The following is a 19,966-nucleotide window of genomic DNA, read 5'->3' on the forward strand; positions in this document are numbered from 1 at the left end:
ATTGATGGAAAAGTTTCGAGTTATTGGGTCAGATAAACCACTCGTTGGTGAAGTGACCATTTCCGGTGCAAAAAACGCAGCACTGCCGATTTTATTTGCGTCTATCTTGGCGGAAGAGCCTGTAGAAGTGGCAAACGTGCCACACCTTCGTGATATCGATACAACCATGGAACTGCTTAAGCGTTTAGGCGCGAAAGTAAGCCGTAATGGTTCTGTTCACGTCGATCCAAGTAGCATTACTGAATACTGCGCACCGTATGATTTGGTGAAAACCATGCGTGCTTCTATTTGGGCTTTGGGCCCGCTCGTAGCGCGATTTGGTCAAGGTCAGGTTTCTCTACCTGGCGGTTGTGCTATCGGTGCTCGTCCTGTTGATCTGCATATTTCTGGCCTAGAGCAGCTTGGCGCAACGATTACGCTTGAAGATGGTTACGTTAAAGCTGAGGTTGATGGTCGTCTAAAAGGTGCGCACATCGTGATGGATAAAGTCAGCGTAGGCGCGACGATCACCATCATGTGTGCTGCAGCACTTGCTGAAGGCACTACAACGCTAGACAACGCGGCGCGTGAACCTGAAATTGTAGACACCGCGGATTTCCTAAATAAGCTTGGTGCAAAAATTTCTGGTGCAGGTACAGATACGATCACGATTGAAGGTGTTGAGCGCCTAGGTGGTTGTAAACACAACGTAGTTGCCGACCGTATTGAGACAGGAACATTCCTTGTCGCTGCCGCGGTATCTGGTGGTAAAGTAGTATGTCGTAACACTAACGCTCATTTGCTTGAAGCGGTTTTAGCCAAGCTAGAAGAAGCTGGCGCGCTTGTTGAAACGGGTGAAGATTGGATTTTAGTTGATATGACTGATCGCGAGCTGAAAGCAGTGAGTGTACGTACAGCGCCGCATCCAGGCTTCCCAACCGATATGCAAGCGCAATTTACGCTACTAAACATGATGGCGAAAGGCGGCGGCGTGATCACTGAGACTATCTTTGAAAACCGCTTTATGCACGTACCAGAATTGATGCGTATGGGCGCGAAAGCCGAGATTGAAGGCAACACCGTTATCTGTGGTGATGTTGAGTCATTAAGTGGTGCGCAAGTCATGGCAACCGACCTACGAGCTTCGGCTAGTTTGGTCATTGCGGGCTGTATTGCTAAAGGCGAAACCATCGTTGATCGTATTTACCATATCGACCGCGGTTACGACAAAATCGAAAATAAACTGGCTGCACTTGGCGCAAATATTGAGCGAGTGAGCGAGGCAAGTTAAACTGCACCACAGGTAACTTGGATATCAAGAGAGCCGAAACCTGAGTTTCGGCTTTTTTATATCACTCTCATGACCATAGTTATCCTTTATGGAAAGAGAGAAATTAATAGCTGTATCTGGCAAAAGCCGGTTCCTGGAGAACAAGAATGATTGCACTGTTACGTGTATTTGCTGTCGCTATCTTTGCGATTGTTATGTTTATTGGTGGTTGTGGTTACTGCCTATTAAGCCCCCGAAACCCTAAGCACGTTTTCACTTTTGGCCGCTTGTTTGCCAAGATGTCTCGTGTATTTGGGATTAAGTTAGAGCTGCGTATTCCTGAAGATGCGTATTCACGCGGCCAACATGTTTACATTGCTAACCACCAGAACAACTGGGACATGTTTACTGTTTCTGCTGCTGTGACTCCGAAAGTTGTGACAGTAGGTAAAAAGAGCTTGGCTTGGATGCCACTGTTTGGTCAGCTTTACTGGCTTACGGGTAACATTCTGATTGACAGAGCGAATCGCTCCAAAGCAAAAGGTACTATCGATCAGGTAGTGAGCAGCATGAAAGAAAGTGATGTTTCGGTGTGGATGTTCCCTGAAGGCACGCGTTCTCGTGGACGTGGTTTGCTGCCATTCAAAACAGGTGCTTTTCATGCGGCAATTGGAGCAGGCGTACCAATCATTCCTATCGTATGTAGCTCGACGAATAAAATTAAGCTGAACCGTTGGAACAATGGTCATGTGATTGTTGAAATGCTACCTCCAATCAGTACTGAAGGCTATGGTAAAGAGGGCATTCGCGAGCTAGCAAATATCTGTCGTGAACAGATGAAAGAGAAGCTTGAATCGTTAGATGAAGAAGTCAAACAGCGTAATGCCGCTTAAGTTTTGCTGCGATATCATCACTAAAAGACAATAAAAAACGGGTAGCCTGAGCTACCCGTTTTTTTATGTTTGTCAGCAAGTGCCATTATTTGCGAACTGCAATTGCTTCAATCTCGATACCAACATCTTTCGGTAGGCGAGCGACTTCTACACAAGAACGTGCAGGGTAGTTTGCTACGCCGTGCTCATCAAAGAACTTGCCGTAAACTTCGTTCACTGTGCCAAAGTCGTTTAGGTCTTTAACAAAAACCGTTAGCTTAACGATATCTGACACTTTAAGGCCTGAAGATTCAACCACAGCCTTTACGTTTTCTAGAGACTGACGAGCTTGCTCTGCGATATCAGCAGACACTTCACCTGTCGCTGGGTTTACTGGGATTTGGCCTGAAGTAAGAACCATGTTACCTAGATCTACGCCTTGAACGTAAGGACCGATTGCTGCTGGTGCAGATTCAGTGTGAAGTACTTTCGTCATTTGATTTTTCCATCAGTTGTAGGGAATAAAGATTCTCAGTTTGCCTCTAAACCCGTGGTAGGTAAAGAGTAAAATACCCCGGCATTGCGGGGTATTTTAAACGTATCACGCCTAGTCGTACGGTGTGTTTATCGTTCGGTTACGATCTCGCGTGAGAAAACTTTCTCGCAGTACTTACACTTTAGGCGGATTTCTTGTTTCTTTTCGAATACGCTAAAGCTGCTTTCTACTGGCTCATTGTGAGAAATACAGTTTGAATTTGGGCATTCGAAGACATCATTGATGCGCTCTGGAAGCTCTAACGCGAGCTTTTTCACCACTTCATAGTTTTCGATTTGGTTCACGGTCGCGTGAGGAGCATACAGCGCCAACTTGCTCGCTTGCTCTTCATTAATAAACACATTTTCTATTTTCAGTAGATCTTTATGACCGAGTGCCGATGATGGCAAGTTCAGACCAATCGTAACGCGCTGTGATGAATTGTGCATATCGAACAGTCTTAATACTTTGATGCCGATTTGCGCAGGGATGTGGTCGATGACTGTGCCATTTTTGATTGCTTCTACCTGCAATTGAGTTTCTTTAGCCATGGGTTTTCTCCTCGATTACAGTGTTTCGTTTAGAACAAGCGCCAACAGTGCTTGGCGAGCGTATACGCCATTTTGAGCTTGCTGGAAGAAGTAAGCATGAGGCGTTTTATCAACATCGGTTGTGATTTCATCCACACGTGGTAGTGGGTGGAGTACTTTTAGATTTTCGCGCGCCCCTTCGAGTAATGCCGCTGTCAAAATATACGCCGATTTAATGTGCGCGTACTCCGATTCATCAAAGCGTTCTTTCTGTACGCGCGTCATGTACAGAATATCCAGTTCAGGAATCACACTCTCCATGTCTGTGTGCAGGCTATATTGAATGCCTGCTTCGTCTAGCTCTTCGCAGATGTAATCTGGCATTGCCAATGCTTCTGGTGCAACAAAGAAGAAGCGGATGTTATTAAACTTCGCTAATGCTTGAGTCAGAGAGTGCACCGTGCGGCCATATTTTAGGTCACCGACGAACGCGACGTTCAAGTTGTCTAGACGACCTTGTGTTTCCGCGATGGTGTATAGGTCGAGTAGCGTTTGAGTTGGGTGTTGGTTTGCACCGTCACCAGCGTTGATCACTGGCACGCCATTTGAGAATTCAGAGGCCAAGCGAGCGGCGCCTTCTTGTGGATGGCGCATCACAAAGGCATCGACGTAAGAAGAGATGACCTGTACTGAATCTGCGAGTGTTTCGCCTTTTTTCGCCAGAGAGGTATTACCATCATTATCAAAGCCAATCACGTCACCACCAATGCGTTGAATCGCTGTTTCAAACGACAAGCGAGTACGCGTTGATGGTTCAAAGAAACAACTGGCAACGACTTTGTTTTTAATCAGTTCTGGTCGAGGTGCTTTTTTAAGGCTGCCTGCTGTTTCTACGATAAGTTCCAGCTCTTCACGTGAAAGCTCTGGAATAGAGATGATGTGCTTCTGGTAAAGCGAGTTCGCCATGATCTTCTTCCCTATAACATTGATGACTACATCCAAATTGCCGAAAGGAATTTTGGACATAAAAAAACCTCCCCAAATGGGGAGGTTTTAAAATTCAATAGAATTAACGAAAATAACACCACGTAAGCGTAGTCGCTTAGCTAGAGCAAATCGCGTTTTCATGTCGGCAATTAGCTTGGTCATTTCTTAATCCTCAGACAAATTGCCGAGCATTATACGCTGAACTTTCGTGAGCGCAAGCGATTACATCATGGTTTTTAGCGGCTGTTTTGGCTTGCTAGTTTAGCTTCCTAATGTCGCTACCATCACGGCTTTGATGGTGTGCATACGGTTTTCAGCTTCGTCGAATACGATGGAGTATTCTGACTCAAATACCTCTTCTGTTACTTCAAGGCCTTTCATGCCGTATTTTTCAGCGACTTCTTTGCCGACGGTGGTCTCATCATTGTGGAAAGCCGGAAGACAGTGCATGAATTTCACATGTGGATTACCCGTTTGCTTAATCACGTCCATATTGATTTGATATGGTGTCATTAAAGCCACACGTTCATCCCATGCCTCAGCGGATTCACCCATAGATACCCAAACATCGGTGTAAAGGAAGTCACAACCCTTCACGCCTTCCTCCACGCTTTCAGTTAATGTGATTTTTGCACCAGTTTGCTGCGCGATAGTTTGGCAAGTTGCCACCAAATCTTCTTCAGGCCAGAACGCTTTTGGTGCGACAAGGCGAATATCCATGCCCATTTTAGCGGCACCCACCATGAGCGAGTTGCCCATATTGTTGCGTGCATCGCCTAGGTAAGCGAAGGTCATTTCATGCAGCTGCTTACCGCGTCCGTGCTCTTGCATGGTAAGGAAATCGGCAAGGATTTGGGTTGGGTGGAACTCATCAGTCAAACCATTCCACACTGGAACACCAGCATAAGTGCCAAGCTCTTCAACAATGGATTGGCCAAAGCCGCGATATTCGATGCCGTCATACATGCGACCTAAGACGCGTGCGGTGTCTTTCATTGATTCTTTATGGCCAATCTGAGAACCAGAAGGGCCGATGTAAGAGACTTGAGCGCCTTGATCAAAAGCTGCGACTTCAAACGCACATCGGGTACGAGTCGAAGATTTCTCAAAGATGAGTGCAATGTTTTTACCTTGAAGTGTCTTCTGCTCTGTTCCTGCATATTTTGCTTTTTTTAGCTCTGCAGACAGTTCGAGCAAGAACTGGATTTCTTTGGTTGAGAAATCCAATAGCTTCAAAAAGTTGCGGTTACGTAAATTGAAAGCCATAGCTCGTCCCTTAGTACGTGTGATTGAATTAATAGAATGCATTAAAACATATAAATGCTTTGTTTGTGAATAATTATTTTTATGTAAAACTAAAAAAGGTTGATGCATTCACATCAACCTTAGTTTTTATTCATTTAATGTAAAAGGACGAATTGGTTATATATCGTCTCGTTCTATCGGACAACTCATGCAGCGGGCGCCACCACGGCCACGGCCAAGCTCGTTACCTGGGACTGTCAGTACTTTGATACCAGCTTTGTCGTATTTTTCGTTGGTGTATACATTGCGTTCGTAACCAATCACAACGCCCGGTTTTACGGTAAGAACGTTATTGGCGTCATTCCATTGTTCGCGCTCAGCTTCATAACTGTCACCACCCGTGGTGATGATTTTCAGCTGATCTAAGCCAAGAGCAGATTCAATCGCATGTAGGTAGTTATGAGATGCTTCAACATGCATTTCACCATTGCCTTTTGGTGTTAAGCGCCATGTGTCGAGATCTTTGCGCATGATCTCTGGGTAAACAGAGAACGTGTCCACATCCATATGGGTCATAACGGTGTCTAAATGCATGCATGAACGGTGTTTAGGCAGATCAATCGCAATCACTTCGGTTGCTTGTCCTGCCTTAAACAGGCTCGCTGCAAGGTTTTCTACACCTTGCGCGGTCGTGCGCTCAGACATACCGATCAGAACTGCACCTTTACCAATAACCAACACATCACCGCCTTCGACATTCGCATTATCATAATGCAGATCATCATCACCGAAGTATTTGATAAAGTCTTGGCCAGCAAAAATTGGGTGCCAACGATAAATCGCACGTAAGTGGTTTGTTTCACGTTGGCGTGCAGGCATCATCATTGGGTTGAGCGAGACACCACCATAAACCCAGCATGAGGTATCACGCGTAAATAGGTGGTTAGGTAGTGGCTCAATAACAAAATCCAGCGGACGCTTCATTTTTGGCAGCATAGAAGATGAGGTGATCGGCAGCTCTGAGTAAGCTAAGCCACCTAAAAAGATGCTGGCAAGGTGTTCATCATCCATTTCTGAAAAATATTGGCGTAGGTCTCGCGCAAAGGTTGGCCCGTAACGAAAGTCAGAAATCTGAGTATCTAGCAGCCACTGTTTTGCTTCTGGAACGGCGAGGGTTTCGACCAGTAAATCGTGGAGGAGAAGCACTTCTACATCTTGATCGCGTAGCGTGCGTGCGAACGCATCGTGCTCTTCACCGGCCGCTTCTACAGCAAGAACATCATCAAACAGTAACTCATGACAGTTTGATGGAGTTAAGTGGGTTAGGGCGCGCTCTGGGCGATTTAATAGAACTCGTCGAAGTTGACCAACTTCTGATCCAACGTACAGCTTGCTCATTTTGTATCCTTACAAATTTTCCAGCCGTTAGTTATGACAAGCTTCCTAGAAAGATGCAAATCACTACACTTTGTCTATATTCTGAGTTTTTATTGTTTTTTAGATTTTAGTTTTGGGTATTTTTCTTATGAAGTCTTAGTTTAGGTTTAAATTCTATTTTGTGAAATATGGAGAGCGTGCGTTTTTATTCTAATTTCCCCGTTGAGAAAGAATACATGCATAGTGCATAAAACGTGCATTTTTATTCTCAATTATGCATTGTTAAAGTGAATTTATTCGTTATGCTTCTTCGTTTTACACGTGAGTGTATTCAAGAAAGCGCCATAAACACGCACAGAAAGAGAAAATAACCGCATTAAGTGTCAGTTAGGATGTTCTGAATATTAAAAAATGCCATTTTTTGTTAATTTTTTGTTTCTTTGCGTGGTCGGTTTAATATTTATATTCAAATAACCGATAAGAATCGCGGTGGTATGATGTTTGTTTGTGGCTTTTCATCGCAATCCATGCCATATTTCACCGGATCAGCATACTCAGTATCGGGTATAGTGTTTCTATCAAGTAACTAATCTGGAGCCAAAACATGTCTCACGAAGATGAATATCTATCAGTAGAAGAATTAATTGAGATTCAAAAGGAAGAGACTCGCGATATCATTGCAGCATTGCTAGAAGATGGCAGCGATCCAGATTCGCTATACGAAATCGAGCACCACCTGTTTGCAGAAGATTTTGACACGCTAGAAAAAGCGGTTGTTGAAGCATTCAAGATGGGTTTTGAAGTGCTTGAAGCGGAAGAAACTGAAGATGAAGATGGCAACAAGTTGCTTTGCTGTGACGCAACCATGGAATCAGCATTAGACGCAGAAGCCATTGATGCGCAAGTTGAAAAACTGATTCACTTGGCAGAAAAATACGACATCATCTACGACGGTTGGGGTACGTACTACGAAGGCGAAGATGCGCTTTACCCTGAAGAAGATGAAGACGACGAGTAATCAAAGCTCACCTCTTTTAGAAAAACCAGCGTTTAACGCTGGTTTTTTTATACCTTGAAAATGGCATCCAACAACAGATGAATGTGGAGGTGATAAATAATTCACATTGAGTTTATAGGGGGTTTCTCCCTATAATGCGTGAAAATTGATCTAGCGCAAGGTGTATATGCAACTCTCACTCGCCGGTTTATGGCAAGTCTCTCCACTGACGGACCTCTCGATTCCACAGGATGACATCACTTTTCCCGCCCCTTTAAGTCTAGTCCTGCCTGATGAATTGACGGAGGAAGCGATCCGTCAACAAGAATGGCACCTGATGCATGACATTGAAGTGGATGAGGCGATGATGGCATTTCCTGCAGTGGAAATGGTAATGGGTGGTGTTGATTACCATGCGGAGGTACGTTTGAACGGCGTGGCTGTGTTTGATTGTGATGGCTCGCAAAGTGTGTATAAGAAAGACATTCGCCCATACATGCAAATGGGGCGTAATCGCTTTGAGATATTGTTCCTAGAGGAAGAAGAAGATCTTTTATTCGATGAGGATAAGCCAGAGCTGTGCCCGCTTTCTGAACATCAATATAAGAAAAGTGATGAGCGACTGGGCGTGTGGCAAGAACCGTACTTGCAGTTTATTCGCAACGTGCGTTTAGAGCGCGTGGCAACCGAGCAGATTTGGCACCATGGTGGCGGGTGTGAATTTAAGGTCGATTTGTATTACCAGACATTTGCACCAGGACTAGTGTCAGCAGCGGTAAAGTTTAATGGCATGACTTACCATATCCCAATTGACGTTCGTGCAGATCACGCCAGCGCACTCTTTCAGATTGAAGCGCCAAAGTATGCTGATCTTAATGACCCTGATCCAAATGATCTCTATCAGTTGTCTGTTGAATTGGATGGACAACGCCAAAACTTCACTGTTGCATTGAGCCAGGAGCTTTGCGTTACCCATGTTGTGCTTTAACGTCTGATAATATTTTTTATTACAGTACCTTAAGCATTACGACTTCACATGCATCATGCCCTGTTTGCCCAAGCGGGGCATCGAGATGCTCAAAGCCTAGCTTTTCATACAAGCCTACCGCCTCTCTTAGACATTCTGTTGTCTCTAAATAGCACTGCTGATACCCAAGCTGTTTCGCCAGTTGTAAGCTCAATGCGACGATGCGTTTGGCTAAACCGTGTCCTCGTGTTTGAGGTAAGAAGTACATCTTTTGCAGCTCACACACATTTGGCTCACCAGCTAAAGGGGCAAAGCCACCGCCACCAACGATCTCTCCGCGATGTTCAATGACCCAATAGGCGGCCCCGTTTTGATTATACACCGAATACATATCGTCAAGCGTTGGATCTGCCACACCATAACCTCTGTCTGCGGTTAAGCCGTATTCTGCGGAGACTTTACGAATTACGTCTGCCACTTGCGGATTGTCTGCTTTGGTAAGAGGTCGAAGGGTGTATTCCTCTGCCTGACACACTTTTGTTAGCCCTTTTAGGTAAGTCTCTAGACCAAGTTTGAGTTGTTCTTGCTCACAGTCATCAAGTTGTGTAAGCAACTGCTCAAAAAAGCTGTTTTGCTGTTGGTCTAGTTGCGCTAACGCCTGCTGTCCTTGAATTGTGAGCACTACGAGTTGGCTTCGTTTATCTTTCGGGTTTTCGATGCTCTCAACCAAACCTAATTTAATCAAACCAGTAATGGTGCGGCTTGCATTGGACTTGTCGACACTAAGCTGCTGCGCCAGTTGGTTGATGGTCAATGGCTGCAATTGGATTTCACCTAATGCGTGCGCTTGTACCGGGGTAAGAGCGACATCGCCGCATTGTTTATCGAGCATACCAAGCAATCGGACGGCTTGACGGGAGTAGTGTCGGAGTTGACGAGCGTTCATTATCACTTACCTCTAAAAATAAAGTTGCGCACCGCAATTAAATTAATTGCGGTGCGCAACTTTGTCAATGATAAATGTCATTTGGCTCGTTAGGAGACGTAGTGAGCCTCCATGTTTAAGCGTGGTGATGTAAACAAAACTGCGGTGCTGGAGTTTTTGCTGATGATTTACGCATCCATACTTTCTCGTGGAAGTAGTAAGCCACCGTATTCAAACTCGGCTCTAGCATCGCCATTACGCCGCCGACAAATGCATCACCTGTTAGTAAGTAAACCACGGTAAAAGCGACGCTGAAGTGCACGGTCGCAAAGCTTGCGGTTTTTAATTTGGTCATCCACTGACGAGCTTTAAGTGCTGGGACTTTTGCCCATGCCTTTTCATGAAAGTAGAAGGCTACGGTGTTCACTGAAGGCTCAATCATGGCAATTAAACTACCAATTAAAATGTCGCCTGTGAGTACGTAAGCGACACTAAATGCGATAGTAAAATGCAGTGCTGCGAAAGTTAGTGTCTTTTTCATGATAATTACTCAATCGTGTTTGTTTCGATGAGTTTATTATCGATAATAATTCTCATTAATGCTAATGGATGATGAGTATTGTTGCGATAGGGGAAAGCTATTGATGATGGTTTTTGGTGAAAGATATACAAAAAAGGTTGACCATGATGGCCAACCTTTGGATTCAAAGTGAGAAGTGTTAGTTCTTCTCTTTCACTGAGGCTTAAAGTGCAGCGATCGTTGTCTTCTGCTCTTCTAGCTTAGCTAGTGTCTCTTTGTAGCCTTCAAGCTTCTCACGCTCTTTAGCAACAACCGCTTCAGGTGCTTTCGCTACAAAGCCTTCGTTGCCCAGTTTGCCTTCGATACGCTTGATTTCGCCGTGCGTCTTCTTGATTTCGCCATCTAGACGAGCAAGCTCTGCATCTTTGTCGATCAAACCCGCCATTGGGATCATCAGCTCAGACTTGCCAACCAGTGCCGTTGCACACGCTGGAGTTTCTTCGCCAGCTTCAAGCACGCGTACTGCTTCTAGCTTCGCTAGAGACATCAATACTTGTTTGCTTGCTTCTAGACGAGAGGCGTCTTTCTCATTCGCTGCTTTCAGCATAACGTCTAGAGGCTTGCCTGGGTTGATGTCGTACTCAGCACGTAGGTTGCGGATGCTAGTAATGAACGCTTTCACCCATTCGATATCGTCTAGCGCTTCTTGGTGGAAGTTTGCTTCGTCAAACTGAGGCAGAGTTTGTAGCATGATTGTCTCGCCCTTAACACCGTCAACTAGTGGCTTGATGCTTTGCCAGATAGTTTCTGTGATGTAAGGAATCACAGGGTGAGCTAGACGTAGCGTCTTCTCAAGTACCGTGATTAGTGTACGGCGAGTACCACGCTGTTGCGCTTCAGTACCTTTCCATAGAACGGGTTTAGTTAGCTCTAGGTACCAGTCACAGAATTGGTTCCAGATGAATTCGTATAGCGTGTTCGCAGCCATATCTAGACGGAAGTTGTCGATATGGTTGTTGAACGCTTTCGCTGCGAGTTCAAACTGAGATTCGATCCACTTGTCTGCTAGTGAGTACTCGATCTCACCTTCACCAAAACCACAATCTTGCTCTTCTGTGTTCATCATTACGTAACGGCTTGCGTTCCATAGTTTGTTACAGAAGTTACGGTAACCTTCAAGACGCTTCATATCCCAGTTGATATCGCGACCTGTTGATGCCATTGCTGCAAGGGTGAAACGCAGTGCGTCTGTACCGTATGCTTCGATACCGTTTTCAAACGTCTTACGCGTGTTCTTCTCGATCTTCTTCGCTAGCTGAGGCTGCATCATGTTGCCACAACGCTTCTCTACTAGAGACTCTAGGTCGATACCATCGATCATGTCGATTGGGTCAAGTACGTTACCTTTCGACTTAGACATCTTGTCGCCGTTTTCGTCACGGATTAGGCCGGTAACGTAAACTGTCTTAAATGGCACTTGTGGTTTGCCATTTTCGTCTTTCACGAAGTGCATGGTCATCATGATCATGCGCGCAACCCAGAAGAAGATGATGTCGAAACCAGTTACTAGAACGTCTGAAGGGTGGAATACTTTCAGATCGTCAGTTTGCTCTGGCCAACCTTGAGTACCGAACGTCCATAGTGCAGAAGAGAACCATGTATCCAGTACGTCTTCGTCTTGGTGCAGTTCAATGACTGATTCTAGGTTGTTGTTCTTACGAACTTCTTCTTCAGTGCGACCTACGTAAACATTACCTTGGTTGTCGTACCAAGCTGGGATGCGGTGACCCCACCATAGCTGACGAGAGATACACCAGTCTTGAACGTCACGCATCCAAGAGAAGTACATGTTTTCGTATTGCTTAGGAACGAATTGGATGTCGCCGTTTTCTACTGCTTCAACCGCTGTTTTTGCTAGAGGCGCAGTACGTACGTACCATTGGTCAGTTAGCATTGGTTCGATAACCACGCCACCACGGTCGCCGTAAGGAACTTGTAGATCGTGATCTTTCACTTCTTCAAGTAGACCTAGCTCGTCGAATTCAGCAACGATAGCTTTACGCGCGGCAAAACGCTCCATACCGTGGTATTTAGCTGGTAGCTCAGTGCTGTAAGCGTCGCTTGCTTCGCCGTTAGTGTTGAATACTTCTGCTGCGTCGCGGATGTTCGCGTCGAAAGTCAGAATGTTGATCATTGGTAGCTGGTGGCGCTTACCAACTTCGTAGTCGTTGAAGTCGTGCGCAGGTGTGATTTTCACACAGCCAGTACCTTTTTCCATATCTGCGTGCTCATCGCCCACGATTGGGATGCGACGATCAACGATAGGAAGGATGATTTCTTTACCGATAAGATCTTTGTAACGTGGATCTTCTGGGTTAACTGCAACACCCGTATCGCCTAGCATGGTCTCTGGACGAGTCGTTGCAACAACGATGTAGTCTTTGCCATCCGCTGTTTTAGCGCCATCTGCTAGTGGGTAGCGGAAGTGCCACATGTTGCCTTTAGTGTCTTTGTTCTCTACTTCTAGATCTGAAATCGCTGTGTGTAGCTTTGGATCCCAGTTAACCAGACGCTTACCGCGGTAGATTAGATCGTCTTCGTATAGACGTACGAATACTTCTTGAACGGCGTTAGATAGACCATCGTCCATCGTAAAGCGCTCACGGTCCCAGTCTACTGATGCGCCAAGACGACGAAGCTGCTTAGTGATAGTGCCACCAGATTCGCCTTTCCATTCCCAGATTTTGTCGATGAAAGCTTCACGACCGTAATCGTGTTTTGTTTTGCCTTCTTCTGCAGCGATCTTACGCTCAACAACCATCTGAGTTGCGATACCAGCGTGGTCAGTACCTACTTGCCAAAGGGTGTTTTTACCCTTCATACGTTCACAACGGATAAGCGTATCCATGATCGTATCTTGGAACGCGTGGCCCATGTGTAGGCTACCAGTGACGTTCGGTGGCGGGATCATGATGCTGTATGATTCTTTAGTAGTGTCACCGTGTGGCTTAAAGTAGCCTTTCTCTTCCCAAGTCTGATACAGAGCTTGTTCGATTGAAGTTGGGTTGTATGTCTTTTCCATAGCGCTCTTTTAATGGATACGTTGATGGTTGAATCTTAGTCAATCTTTATAAGTGAGGGATCTTAACAAGATCGCCTTAACTATAAGGATTGACCGTTAAGGATATTGAATTTCGATCGTTTGCAGCTGGTAACCTGCTTGACGGTAAATTTTATATCTTTCTCTTGCGAGTTGTTTAGCTTTTTCTTCGCAGGGCACGAAGTCTACCACTTGAGCAAACTTGTTCGCAAAGGTTGTCTCATTTTCCGCCAAATTAATTACCAATTGACGATTCCAAGACGGCTTTACACCGTTATGGCCGATCTCAATATTGGTGGCGTATTTCGGTCCTTCGCCTACGAGATTATGTGCCATGAACTTGTCTGCATCAACTTGCCAAAAGGCTTCAGCGAGCTGCTCGGCGTGTGGTTTGTCTTGGCAGTTTAAATACACTTTAGCGCCTTGGCGGGCAAAGTGCTGCGCCAAAAACACAATGTACTCTTCAAAGCCAGCCACCGTTGCTTGCGGGCTCTCTTCGTTAATGATGTAGAAGGTTGCAGTTTGCATCATTCTCTCACTTGCCTTGGGTCTCTTCCTAAGACCATCTTAAATCCCATTTTCATTTTAGAAAATTAGGATAATAAAAAAGGGCCTTGCGGCCCTTTTAGATTTTGTTCAGAAATTACTCTTCTGTCTCTTGGCCGCTGCGGTTCAAAAGGAATTGGACAAGCATTGAGACAGGACGGCCCGTTGAGCCTTTCGCTGCGCCTGATTTCCACGCAGTACCTGCGATATCGACGTGAGCCCAGTTGTACTTCTTCGCGAACTTAGATAAGAAGCAACCCGCAGTGATAGTACCAGCAGGGCGGCCACCAATGTTTGCCATATCCGCAAACGGGCTCTTCAGCTGCTCGTGGTACTCATCTGCCATTGGTAGACGCCATGCACGGTCACTCGCTTGCTCTGAAGCGTTAACTAGCTCATGAGAAAGAGGGTTGTGGTTAGAGATAACGCCACTGATGTGGTGACCTAGTGCGATAACACAAGCACCAGTTAGGGTTGCAACGTCAACCACGCAGTCTGGTTCGAAACGCTCTACGTAAGTCAGTGCGTCACAAAGAACAAGACGACCTTCTGCATCCGTGTTCAGAACTTCTACAGTTTGACCAGACATTGTCGTTAGGATATCACCTGGACGGTAAGCATTGCTGCCAGGCATGTTTTCACAGCCTGCTAGAACACCAATAACGTTAATTGGTAGGTTTAGCTTCGCTAGCGCTTTCATTGTACCGAATACCGATGCCGCACCACACATGTCGTACTTCATCTCATCCATACCTTCACCCGGCTTTAGAGAGATACCGCCTGAATCGAAGGTTAGACCTTTACCTACAAGCACGATAGGTTTTGCATCTGAGTCAGGGTTACCTTTGTACTCGATGATAGACATCATAGATTCGTTTTTAGAACCACGACCGACTGCTAGGTAAGAGGTCATACCCAGTTTTTCCATCTCTTGCTCACCAATGATTTTGGTGGTTACGGTTTCGTAATCGTCCGCTAGACGACGAGCTTGAGAAGCAAGGTAAGCTGGATTAGCTACGTTTGGCGGCATGTTGCCAAGGTCTTTTGAGGCTTTGACACCAGATGCGATAGCGAGACCATGAGTGATTGCTTTTTCACCCAAGTTTAATTCACGACGCGTTGGTACATTGAAAACAAGCTTGCGCAGTGGGCGGCGAGTCTCAGGTTTAACGCTCTTGAATTGATTAAATGTGTATAGACCATCTTTAGTCGCTTCTACAGCCTGGCGCACTTTCCAGTATGTATCACGACCCTTAACATGCAGTTCAGTTAGGAAACATACCGCTTCCATTGAGCCTGTCTCGTTAAGTGTGCTGATCGTCTTTTGAATGATTTCCTTGTACTGGCGCTCGCCAAGTTCACGCTCTTTGCCGCAACCGACAAGTAAAACGCGCTCTGACAAAACACCTGGTACTTGATGCAGTAGCAGCATCTGACCAGGTTTACCCTCTAGATCACCACGGCGAAGTAGTGAACTGATGTAACCGTCACTGATTTTATCAAGTTGTTCGGCTACTGGAGAAAGGCGACGTGGTTCAAACACACCAACAACGATACATGCGCTACGTTGTTTCTCTGGACTGCCACTTTTTACACTGAACTCCATGCGTACTCCTACATCCTGAAGACAAATTGCTCTAAATGTTAGATAATGATCGCTTACTTGTTGAATTTTAGCTCCAGGCTTACATGCAGAGCTGATTAAGCGACTAACATCTAGTTTATAATTTTTAAAAAAATAAATGGTTCAACGGGAAACTATAGTGATTCGACCAAAAAAACAAGTTTTGTATAGGTAATTTCAGCGTGATTATTGTTAGATATTTGATCCGCGAAACACTCAAGAGCCAATTTGCGATTTTTTTCGTACTTTTTTTGGTGTTTGTAAGCCAGAAATTCATAAGTGTTCTTGCTGATGCTTCTGATGGGGATATTCCTGCTGGATTGATTTTCTCGATTGTTGGTTTGAACATGCCAGCAATGGGTCTGTTAATGCTGCCTTTGAGTCTGTATATCGGCATATTGATCACGTTTGGTCGCCTGTATGCAGAGAGCGAAATTGTCGTGATGAACGCGACAGGTATTGGTAACAAATTCCTGGTACAAGCGGCCTTGTACTTAGCACTGATTACTTCTGCTGTAGCGGCTTTCAATGCATTGTGGTTATCGCCGTGGTCTCAAGACCGTGTAGAGCAACTTTATGAACAAGTGGCGGCAGAAAACAGCGTTGACTTGCTAAAGAAAGGGCAATTCCAAGGCACGCCAGATGGTTCATCGGTTGTGTTCATTGATGACATTAAAGACAATACATTGAGCAACGTTTTTGTCGCGCAGATGCGCCCGAGAGATTCAGTATTGCCGAGTGTGATGTTCTCGTCCTCTGGTGAAGTAAAAGAACTGTCGGACGGCCGTCAGGTCATCACCATGAAAGAAGGCACGCGTTATGAAGGTGTGCCGACTCGCGTTGAATATATGATCACAAAATTCGATGAATACGAAGGCGTTATCGGCCAGCGTGAGGTCAAAAAGAAAGGGCGAGATTGGGAAGCGTACCCAACGGTTGATTTGATTGGACACCCAGACCCAGAAGCACAAGCAGAGCTGCAATGGCGAATTTCGTTATTTGTGTGTATTCCACTCTTAACTATGCTGGTTATTCCTTTGTCGGCGGTGAATCCGCGTCAGGGACGATTTGCCAAAATGGGGCCCGCGATTCTTATTTATCTAGCGTATTTCCTGGCGATTAGTGCAACAAAATCTGCATTAGAAGATGGTGACATTCCGGCGGCAATCGGCATGTGGCCAATTAATGCGATGTTACTGATTGTCGCAATCATGGCGAATATGATGGACAGCGTTGCTGCTCGACGAATAAAAGACAAATTCCGTAAGAAGAGGCTCGCGTAAGCTGTGTTCAAAATCTTAGACCTTTACATCGGTAGAACCATCATCTCTACCACTGCCTTGGTTTTAGCGACGTTTGTTGGCTTATCGGGCATCATCAAATACGTAGAACAGTTACGTAAAGTAGGGCGAGGCGTGTATGACCTCACTCATGCGTTGTACTTTGTGTTGCTCAGTGTGCCGCGTGATATCGAAATGTTCTTCCCAATGGCAGCATTACTCGGTGCCCTGATTGGTTTGGGTATGTTGGCGTCAAGCTCTGAGCTGGTGGTGATGCAAGCTGCTGGTTTCTCAAAGTTGGATATCGGGTTATCCGTGCTCAAAACGGCGGTGCCACTTATGCTTATCGTTATGACGTTAGGGCAATGGGGCGCTCCAGAAGCACAAAAGATGGCTCGTGACCTACGATCCTTTGCGATATCTGGAGGTAGTATTGTCTCAGTTCGTTCTGGAGTTTGGGCTCGTGACGCAAACGACTTTATCTTTATAGGTAAAGTCGAAGACGACAAGCTTTATGCTTTAAATATGTGGCGTTTTGATGATGATAAGAATCTACAAAAAGTTATTTTCGCCGAAGAAGTCGACTATCAACAAGATAACAACTGGTTGATGCGCGACGTACAAATCACGGATATGAAAAATGAAAACGTGATTTCGAAGCAAGACATCGAACAGATGGAATGGCATACGTCATTGGCTCCAGATAAGCTAGCTGTGGTGACGGTAAAGCCTGAAGAGTTATCACTGAGCGGTTTGTATGATTACGTGACCTATCTGAAAGCATCAGAGCAAGATGCGTCTCGCTATGAATTGGCGTTTTGGCGTAAGTTGACACAGCCGCTTTCAATTGCCGTGATGATGTTGATGGCGCTATCGTTTGTTTTCGGTCCACTCAGAAGTGTGACCATGGGGGCAAGGGTATTGTCGGGCGTGGTTGCCGGGTTTACTTTTTATATATCCAGTGAGTTCTTTGGCCCATTAAGCTTGGTGTATGGCATATCCCCTGTGTTTGGTGCATTGGCCCCGAGCCTAGTGTTCTTAGCGATTGCGATTGCGCTGCTGAGAAGAAAGCTGTAGCTGAAGTATCACCGAATAAACCATGTTTCATCGGACTAAATGTAAAAGGAAGGCATTATGCCTTCCTTTTTTGTATTCCCGGATAAGTTAGTTTGCCTTAGGCAACACAACAACCTCTGTTTTTGCCCAAATGTCGTGGAACCCACGTTTCTTGGGATCAATCGGTACAGTCAGGTTTGCCAAACCAAAGCCAGATGTTGCAATGCGAATCAGGGCTTGAGTGACTGTAATCGGCGCGCCGTCTTTGGCATTGCGAACTCGAAGTTTCCAAGCGCGCATCCCAAGTGTTTGTCCTGCTCGCGTCCAGAAGAAGACAAAGAAGTATATCCACACAACCGCAAGATACAGTGTAAACAGAGGGCTTAATATAGGGTGCTTCCCGAGCATATCAGCGGCATCTGCGTACTCGCCATAGCTCAACAGCCCTGCTGCATTTAGTGCAAATACAACGGCCATAACAATACCTGCGGCCATCATTTCAATTGCGATAATAATCAATGTGTCGTAAATCAACGCTGCAAGTCGACGAAAGAGACCAGCAGGTGGAAGAGTTGTAGACGTTGTCATTATTCCATCACTTACCTTAAAAATTGTGCGTCAGAATATAGATTCCCTCACCAAGAGAAAAGAGACCTAACGCACAGAGTCTTTAATTATGCTTAAACGAAGTGACTTTTCTGCTGTGTGTTATGAATATATACCATGACGTACAAGGCCTTTCGGTAACCTATTTCAACTGAATTTTACTTGCCTAACCATTAGCTTTTTGGTCTGTAACTAGATTAGACAGATGAGAGAGTTGGTGTTTCTCATCTTCGGTATAATGCTGGCTCAAGGAGAGCTCTAAAGCTTTTTCTGATAGCTTGGTTGCAGGTGATAAAAACAACTTGGGGTGCATACTAGAGAGAGCTAGCAAGGCTTTTTGTAGGCGAATCTGTATTTGGAGTTGCGCTGCACCATCGTGCGCGATTGGCAAAAAGACATCATCAAATAAATCTTGGCAGCTTAATGCGGGCACAAATAGCCTAGGGTATCGAGTCTTGGTGGGAGGTTCGCTGAGTAACTCTCCCCATAATGAAAGCGCTCGTACAGAACGCCCAAGAACATCAATCGCGGTACCGTTATCATTCACTGCGGGGGAGAGAGCTCGTGAGGCGATCTCCGCCATGACGACTAATCCAAAACGAGGATCTTGATCATAGGAACGCTCCGTTCGAATCGTGAAGGCCGCAGTTATTTCGTTTTCGTCTGGCAACGCTCCACAAACCCAAGCCAATGGTTGACTCACATACACAAAACTTCCTGGTTGTCGTTCAAGATAGATGGTGCATTGGTTTGCTTCAGCAATACTATCGAGATGATGCATATCAACATGCTGTAAGTAGCCAATTTCTTGGCTGAAAATAGGCTTGCTTCCTCTGGGTTTATGTTCTGGATGGCTCCATGGGTGAGCGCCTAGCCAGCGTTCCCGACCACGTTTTCTTATCGCATCTAACAAAGCTTGTTCCACGTAGGAGGTAGTTTCACTGACTCTCCCTAGTACGGAAAGGTGCTGAATCCAACGTAGCAAGGTGAGTATGATCATCACGATCACGGCGATGGTAACGATGAATAGGTAAATTTGTGCTTGTTGATGATAGGCGCCAATGCCTAGCGCGATAATGCCTACCAAACTAAATAGAAAAGAGCCAAGAAAGGTCGCCAAAGCATTTTGTGTTGTGCTGTCTTCCATCAACAGTTTTGTCGCTCGCGGCGTTACCCCTGCACTAGCGGCACTGTACGCTGAGACCATTATATTGAGCGAGAATGTGGTCACCGCAAGCATGGAAGTCGCGAGGATATTTAATATGTTGTTAAGCAAATCCTTACTGACGTTGATTGCAGGAGGCAGAGTAATGAACTGGTTTAAAACAATGGATATTAGGGCGGTGGCGACAGCAAGTAAGGCATAAAGTGATGTGCGAACCCACAATTTGCGCGTCATTTGCTTCAGTAACCATTGCCATTTTGACCCAGTCATTCGCATGCTCCTATTCAGTTCTTACCCGAAAGTCGATAGAAAATTCAGAACGTTATTCTTGCTTAAGCATAGGTTAAATCTTCCTCGTTCTACTTGGAATTTCATGCATCATGAG

General features: G+C 45.4%; 19 protein-coding genes. 6 read left to right on the forward strand and 13 right to left on the reverse strand.

Annotation, left to right across the window (positions count from 1 at the left end; translation table 11 throughout):
- The first annotated feature begins 4 nt into the window (after nucleotides 1-4).
- Nucleotides 5-1,270, forward strand: a complete 1,266-nt coding sequence (murA, locus tag L3V32_RS22795) for a UDP-N-acetylglucosamine 1-carboxyvinyltransferase (RefSeq protein WP_053809365.1) — start codon at nucleotides 5-7, stop codon at nucleotides 1,268-1,270.
- 146 nt (nucleotides 1,271-1,416) lie between these two features.
- On the forward strand, nucleotides 1,417-2,142 hold the full coding sequence (locus tag L3V32_RS22800) for a 1-acylglycerol-3-phosphate O-acyltransferase (RefSeq protein WP_005381088.1): 726 nt from the start codon (nucleotides 1,417-1,419) through the stop codon (nucleotides 2,140-2,142).
- An 85-nt stretch (nucleotides 2,143-2,227) separates the two neighbouring features.
- On the opposite strand, the gene L3V32_RS22805 is transcribed toward L3V32_RS22800, so the two are convergent.
- The 6 genes from L3V32_RS22805 to arcA form a co-directional block, all read right to left on the reverse strand.
- Entirely contained in the window at nucleotides 2,228-2,617 is a 390-nt protein-coding gene (locus L3V32_RS22805; RefSeq protein ID WP_005381087.1) for a RidA family protein, read from the reverse strand.
- A gap of 128 nt (nucleotides 2,618-2,745) precedes the next feature.
- Entirely contained in the window at nucleotides 2,746-3,207 is a 462-nt protein-coding gene (pyrI, locus tag L3V32_RS22810; RefSeq protein ID WP_005381086.1) for an aspartate carbamoyltransferase regulatory subunit, read from the reverse strand.
- A gap of 15 nt (nucleotides 3,208-3,222) precedes the next feature.
- Nucleotides 3,223-4,152, reverse strand: coding sequence for an aspartate carbamoyltransferase (pyrB, locus tag L3V32_RS22815; RefSeq protein WP_005397473.1), 930 nt, complete (start codon nucleotides 4,150-4,152; stop codon nucleotides 3,223-3,225).
- Between the two features lie 87 nt (nucleotides 4,153-4,239).
- Nucleotides 4,240-4,335, reverse strand: coding sequence for a hypothetical protein (locus L3V32_RS22820; protein ID WP_031780631.1), 96 nt, complete (start codon nucleotides 4,333-4,335; stop codon nucleotides 4,240-4,242).
- 99 nt (nucleotides 4,336-4,434) lie between these two features.
- Nucleotides 4,435-5,439 (reverse strand): ornithine carbamoyltransferase, encoded by a 1,005-nt coding sequence (locus L3V32_RS22825; RefSeq protein ID WP_012841385.1) that lies wholly within the window; start codon nucleotides 5,437-5,439, stop codon nucleotides 4,435-4,437.
- Between the two features lie 156 nt (nucleotides 5,440-5,595).
- A complete protein-coding gene (arcA, locus tag L3V32_RS22830) occupies nucleotides 5,596-6,816 on the reverse strand; it encodes an arginine deiminase (RefSeq protein ID WP_006742359.1) in 1,221 nt (406 codons plus the stop codon).
- Nucleotides 6,817-7,399: 583 nt separating this feature from the next.
- Between arcA and rraB the strand changes: the two genes are divergently transcribed.
- The gene (gene rraB, locus L3V32_RS22835) at nucleotides 7,400-7,813 is read left to right on the forward strand and encodes a ribonuclease E inhibitor RraB (protein ID WP_005381081.1); all 414 of its coding nucleotides are present in this window, start codon (nucleotides 7,400-7,402) and stop codon (nucleotides 7,811-7,813) included.
- 166 nt (nucleotides 7,814-7,979) lie between these two features.
- Nucleotides 7,980-8,780 carry a hypothetical protein gene (locus L3V32_RS22840; RefSeq protein ID WP_104974782.1) on the forward strand — a complete coding sequence of 267 codons (801 nt, stop codon included), beginning with the start codon at nucleotides 7,980-7,982 and terminating at the stop codon, nucleotides 8,778-8,780.
- Between the two features lie 19 nt (nucleotides 8,781-8,799).
- On the opposite strand, the gene L3V32_RS22845 is transcribed toward L3V32_RS22840, so the two are convergent.
- The 5 genes from L3V32_RS22845 to pepA form a co-directional block, all read right to left on the reverse strand.
- The gene (locus L3V32_RS22845) at nucleotides 8,800-9,705 is read right to left on the reverse strand and encodes a bifunctional helix-turn-helix transcriptional regulator/GNAT family N-acetyltransferase (protein WP_006742361.1); all 906 of its coding nucleotides are present in this window, start codon (nucleotides 9,703-9,705) and stop codon (nucleotides 8,800-8,802) included.
- Between the two features lie 115 nt (nucleotides 9,706-9,820).
- Complete coding sequence (locus L3V32_RS22850) at nucleotides 9,821-10,225, reverse strand: DUF2061 domain-containing protein (RefSeq protein WP_005397464.1); 405 nt, start codon at nucleotides 10,223-10,225, stop codon at nucleotides 9,821-9,823.
- A 202-nt stretch (nucleotides 10,226-10,427) separates the two neighbouring features.
- Nucleotides 10,428-13,286: a valine--tRNA ligase gene (locus L3V32_RS22855; protein WP_237285318.1), complete on the reverse strand. Its 2,859-nt coding sequence runs from the start codon at nucleotides 13,284-13,286 to the stop codon at nucleotides 10,428-10,430.
- A gap of 96 nt (nucleotides 13,287-13,382) precedes the next feature.
- Nucleotides 13,383-13,832 carry a DNA polymerase III subunit chi gene (locus L3V32_RS22860; RefSeq protein WP_046873623.1) on the reverse strand — a complete coding sequence of 150 codons (450 nt, stop codon included), beginning with the start codon at nucleotides 13,830-13,832 and terminating at the stop codon, nucleotides 13,383-13,385.
- A gap of 115 nt (nucleotides 13,833-13,947) precedes the next feature.
- A complete protein-coding gene (gene pepA, locus L3V32_RS22865; protein WP_005397459.1) occupies nucleotides 13,948-15,456 on the reverse strand; it encodes a leucyl aminopeptidase in 1,509 nt (502 codons plus the stop codon).
- Between the two features lie 200 nt (nucleotides 15,457-15,656).
- Between pepA and lptF the strand changes: the two genes are divergently transcribed.
- Both lptF and lptG read left to right on the forward strand, forming a co-directional pair.
- Nucleotides 15,657-16,757 carry an LPS export ABC transporter permease LptF gene (lptF, locus tag L3V32_RS22870; protein WP_006742363.1) on the forward strand — a complete coding sequence of 367 codons (1,101 nt, stop codon included), beginning with the start codon at nucleotides 15,657-15,659 and terminating at the stop codon, nucleotides 16,755-16,757.
- A gap of 3 nt (nucleotides 16,758-16,760) precedes the next feature.
- A complete protein-coding gene (gene lptG / locus L3V32_RS22875) occupies nucleotides 16,761-17,831 on the forward strand; it encodes an LPS export ABC transporter permease LptG (protein WP_005397455.1) in 1,071 nt (356 codons plus the stop codon).
- Nucleotides 17,832-17,918: 87 nt separating this feature from the next.
- On the opposite strand, the gene L3V32_RS22880 is transcribed toward lptG, so the two are convergent.
- Both L3V32_RS22880 and L3V32_RS22885 read right to left on the reverse strand, forming a co-directional pair.
- Complete coding sequence (locus L3V32_RS22880; protein ID WP_074191859.1) at nucleotides 17,919-18,398, reverse strand: RDD family protein; 480 nt, start codon at nucleotides 18,396-18,398, stop codon at nucleotides 17,919-17,921.
- 184 nt (nucleotides 18,399-18,582) lie between these two features.
- Nucleotides 18,583-19,851, reverse strand: coding sequence for a DUF2254 domain-containing protein (locus L3V32_RS22885; RefSeq protein ID WP_005397451.1), 1,269 nt, complete (start codon nucleotides 19,849-19,851; stop codon nucleotides 18,583-18,585).
- Between the last annotated feature and the right edge of the window lie 115 nt (nucleotides 19,852-19,966).

This window comes from Vibrio sp. J2-4 (genome assembly GCF_021728155.1).
Lineage (GTDB): Bacteria > Pseudomonadota > Gammaproteobacteria > Enterobacterales > Vibrionaceae > Vibrio > Vibrio diabolicus.

Bases quoted from the DNA above. Each gene is read 5' to 3' on its own strand.
- pyrB (WP_005397473.1), bottom strand. From the start codon at position 4,152: ATGGCGAACTCGCTTTACCAGAAGCACATCATCTCTATTCCAGAGCTT.
- murA (WP_053809365.1), top strand. From the start codon at position 5: ATGGAAAAGTTTCGAGTTATTGGGTCAGATAAACCACTCGTTGGTGAA.
- L3V32_RS22805 (WP_005381087.1), bottom strand. From the start codon at position 2,617: ATGACGAAAGTACTTCACACTGAATCTGCACCAGCAGCAATCGGTCCT.
- L3V32_RS22800 (WP_005381088.1), top strand. From the start codon at position 1,417: ATGATTGCACTGTTACGTGTATTTGCTGTCGCTATCTTTGCGATTGTT.
- L3V32_RS22860 (WP_046873623.1), bottom strand. From the start codon at position 13,832: ATGCAAACTGCAACCTTCTACATCATTAACGAAGAGAGCCCGCAAGCA.
- L3V32_RS22840 (WP_104974782.1), top strand. From the start codon at position 7,980: ATGCAACTCTCACTCGCCGGTTTATGGCAAGTCTCTCCACTGACGGAC.
- L3V32_RS22885 (WP_005397451.1), bottom strand. From the start codon at position 19,851: ATGACTGGGTCAAAATGGCAATGGTTACTGAAGCAAATGACGCGCAAA.
- L3V32_RS22820 (WP_031780631.1), bottom strand. From the start codon at position 4,335: ATGACCAAGCTAATTGCCGACATGAAAACGCGATTTGCTCTAGCTAAG.
- L3V32_RS22855 (WP_237285318.1), bottom strand. From the start codon at position 13,286: ATGGAAAAGACATACAACCCAACTTCAATCGAACAAGCTCTGTATCAG.
- pepA (WP_005397459.1), bottom strand. From the start codon at position 15,456: ATGGAGTTCAGTGTAAAAAGTGGCAGTCCAGAGAAACAACGTAGCGCA.
- L3V32_RS22825 (WP_012841385.1), bottom strand. From the start codon at position 5,439: ATGGCTTTCAATTTACGTAACCGCAACTTTTTGAAGCTATTGGATTTC.
- pyrI (WP_005381086.1), bottom strand. From the start codon at position 3,207: ATGGCTAAAGAAACTCAATTGCAGGTAGAAGCAATCAAAAATGGCACA.
- L3V32_RS22880 (WP_074191859.1), bottom strand. From the start codon at position 18,398: ATGACAACGTCTACAACTCTTCCACCTGCTGGTCTCTTTCGTCGACTT.
- L3V32_RS22845 (WP_006742361.1), bottom strand. From the start codon at position 9,705: ATGAACGCTCGTCAACTCCGACACTACTCCCGTCAAGCCGTCCGATTG.
- L3V32_RS22850 (WP_005397464.1), bottom strand. From the start codon at position 10,225: ATGAAAAAGACACTAACTTTCGCAGCACTGCATTTTACTATCGCATTT.
- arcA (WP_006742359.1), bottom strand. From the start codon at position 6,816: ATGAGCAAGCTGTACGTTGGATCAGAAGTTGGTCAACTTCGACGAGTT.
- rraB (WP_005381081.1), top strand. From the start codon at position 7,400: ATGTCTCACGAAGATGAATATCTATCAGTAGAAGAATTAATTGAGATT.